We start from the raw sequence: 3,243 nt of genomic DNA, 5'->3' as shown, positions 1-3,243 counted from the left end.
GTCGTACACGAGCGGTCCCCGGCGATGAACACAGCGACGGGCACAGCGACGGACACAGCGCCGGGCCAGGGCTTCCGCCGATGGTGGGACGCCGATGGCGGATGGTCGCCGGCCGACGCCGCCGGGACGGTGCTGGTCGCCGACTCCTGGCTCGTGGACGGGGGACGGGTGCGGGGACTCGACCGGCACGCCGGACGCTTCCGGTCTTCCTGCGCCCGCTTCTCCGGACCGGCAGCGGACACCGCCACCCGGTTCCTGCGGGCGGTCGCCGCGTCACTGCCCGCCCGAGGCCGGTGGTTTCCCCGCGTCGAACTCGTCGAGACCGGGCCGGGAACGCGGTTGCGGATGTGGCTGCGTCCCGCCCCACCGCGCACCGCGACCGTCCGGCTGTGGACCGCGCCGGGACCCGACCGACGACGGCTGCCGGCCGTCAAGGGCGCCGACCTGGACCACCTGGCCGGCCTGCGCGCTGCCGCGGTCGCGGCGGGAGCCGACGAGGCGCTGCTGCTCTCACCGGAAGGCCACGTGCTCGAAGGGTCGACCACGAGCGTCGTCTGGTGGCGCAACGACACGCTGTGCGGGCCACCACCCGGCCCCGGCCTGCTTCCCGGAGTCACCCGCGCCCTGCTCGGCGAGCTCGCCGACCGGGCAGGGCACCAGGTCGTCACCGAGCGGGCCACCGCCGCGGATCTCGCCGGCGTACCCGTCTGGACGCTGAACGCCCTGCACGGCATCCGGCCGGTCACCGAGGGCCTGGGCCGGTTCCAGGACCCGGACGCCGCGAGGGCCGAGCACTGGCAGTCGCGCCTGGCCGCGCTCGCCGTTCCGGCCGACGCCGCACTGCTTCCCGTGGCGAACCCATGAGGGGGGTTTCCCGATGACCACGGCACGTGAAGAACCCGCGTACGAGCGCGACCTGCTGGTGCAGCTGACGCGCCGCTGGGGGAAGCGGGTGGCCGTCAAGAAGGACGAGCTCGACCTCGACGGCCACTTCGACACGGCGCTGCCGGACTTCCCCGAACGCCTCGTCCCGGTGCTCTTCCTGCCGGGTGCCGACCGGCTCGACCGGGACGCTCGCGAGCGCATCCTGTCCGCGGCGTGGATCTCCTACAACGCCAAGACCGCGGCCATCGAGGACGAGATCATCCTGCCGGCCTGCCGGCTGATGCTCCAGGAACGGATCCCCGTCCGCCGTGACGACGTCGCCGTCGACGCCCTGCACCAGACGATCATCGACGAGCACTACCACATCCTGATGTGCCACAACGCCGTCGGCGTCACCCGCAGGCGGCGCGACCTGGCGGACCTGCGGTTCGCGCCGGACGTCTGGTCGGTGGTCCAGGGACGGGACGCGGTCCGCGCCGGGCTGTCCGGGTTCGACCGCGACATCGTCGACATCGCGTTCTCCCTGGCCGCCGAGACGACGATCAGCGGGTTCCTCTCCGCACTCGCCACCGCCCAGGAGATCCAGCCGATGAACCGGATCACCACCGATCTGCACCGGCGGGACGAGGGCGGACACGCGGTCGTCTTCCGCGAGTTGTGCGGCTCGCTCTACCGGAACCTGGACGGCGCACAGCAGCGGATGTTCCGCGAAGCACTCGTCACCGGACTGACCGCGTTCCGCTCCGCGGACCTGGAACCCTGGGTGACCGTGGCGGCCCAGGGCGGCTTGGAGATCGACACCGGCCAGCTGGGCGAGTGGGCCGCATCCCGTCCCGTACCCGCGCGGGACACCGGACCGCTGCAGCTGCTCCTCGACGACCTGGGCATCAGCCACGACCTCGTCGAAACGGTCCGGCGCTGACCGCCCCGCACCGCCCAGCCACGAAGAGCGGACGGAGATCATGTTGACCCGCACCGGCGAAGCCGCCGCGCACTGGCGGACACTCGTCGCCCACCAGCGGCCGGAGTGGCCCAGCCTGGCCGAGCTCGGTGACGTGGTGGATCACCTGGCCGCCCGAACCCCCTTGGTCACGCCACAGGAATGCGACAGGCTCACCGCACGACTCGCCCAGGCGGCGGACGGCCGGGCGTTCCTGTTCCAGGGAGGCGACTGCGCCGAACGCTTCGACCGCCTCTCGACGCAGGCGATCCACGGCAAACTGCGCCTCCTCCAGCAAGTTGCCGTGATTTTGACGTGCGCGTCGGCGGTGCCGGTGGTCACGGTGGGCCGGATCGCCGGACAGTACGCGAAGCCCCGGTCCCGGCCGACCGAGACCGTCGACGGGTGCACGCTCCCCGTCTACCGCGGCGACGCGGTGAACGGCACCGGCTTCAGCCAGAGCGAACGACGCCCGGACCCGGCCCGGCTGCTTCGGATGTACGACGCCTCGCGCCACACCCTGGACGTCCTGCGCGACTTCACCCGTGACGGCACCGACCTGCACCGACTGCACAAGGAGAACCAGGACTTCGTCGCACGCTCGCCCGCCGGTGAACGCTACGGCGAACTGGCCGCCCGCATCGGCCAGGCGCTGTCCTCCGGGGCGGCGCGCGACGGTGAGACCCTCGTCGGCACGGAGGTGTTCGCCAGCCACGAAGGACTGCTGCTCGACTACGAGGCCGCGCTGACCCGCCACCACCCGCGTACCGGCCGCGTGTACGCGGGGAGCGGCCACATGCTGTGGATCGGCGACCGCACCAGACAGCTCGACGGCGCCCACGTCGCCTACTTCGCGACCATCGACAACCCGATCGCGGTGAAGCTGGGTCCTGCCGCCACCCCCGCGCAGGCACTGCCCCTGATCGACCGCCTCGACCCCGATCGGCGGCCGGGCCGGCTGACGTTCATCGTGCGCATGGGAGCGCACCGCGTACGGGACCTGCTGCCGGACCTCGTGGAGAAGGTCACCGCTTCCGGCGCGCCGGTGGTGTGGGTGTGCGATCCGATGCACGGCAACACCTTCGAGGCGCCCGGCGGACACAAGACCAGGCGGTTCGACGACATCCTCGCCGAGGTCACCGGCTTCTTCGAGGTGCACCGGGCACTGGGCACCCACGCGGGCGGACTGCACGTGGAGCTGACCGGCGAGGACGTGACCGAGTGCGTCGGCGGCGGCGCCGAACTGGGTTTCGACGACCTGCACCGCAGGTACGAGTCGGCGTGCGACCCACGCCTCAACGGCGACCAGGCGCTTGACCTGGCCTTCCTGGTCGCCGAGCTGTTCAGCCCAGGAGCGTGGGGGGCCCGGGGGCCCGGCCCCCCCGAAAGGTATAGAACACCTCAGAAAAAAAGACAAA

3 protein-coding genes are annotated in these 3,243 nt (G+C 72.0%); all 3 read left to right on the top strand.

Annotation, left to right across the window (positions count from 1 at the left end; translation table 11 throughout):
- The first annotated feature begins 24 nt into the window (after positions 1–24).
- On the top strand, positions 25–864 hold the full coding sequence (locus ABZ646_RS43535) for an aminotransferase class IV (RefSeq protein ID WP_360532453.1): 840 nt from the start codon (positions 25–27) through the stop codon (positions 862–864).
- A gap of 13 nt (positions 865–877) precedes the next feature.
- Complete coding sequence (locus ABZ646_RS43530) at positions 878–1,807, top strand: diiron oxygenase (protein WP_360532451.1); 930 nt, start codon at positions 878–880, stop codon at positions 1,805–1,807.
- A gap of 40 nt (positions 1,808–1,847) precedes the next feature.
- Positions 1,848–3,243 (top strand): 3-deoxy-7-phosphoheptulonate synthase class II (locus tag ABZ646_RS43525; protein WP_360532448.1); only part of this gene is annotated, 1,396 nt, incomplete at its 3' end.

Origin of the sequence: Streptomyces sp. NPDC007162, from assembly GCF_040634175.1 — a bacterium.
Classification (GTDB): Bacteria; Actinomycetota; Actinomycetes; order Streptomycetales; family Streptomycetaceae; genus Streptomyces.
This window is presented reverse-complemented; position numbering and strand designations above follow the sequence as displayed.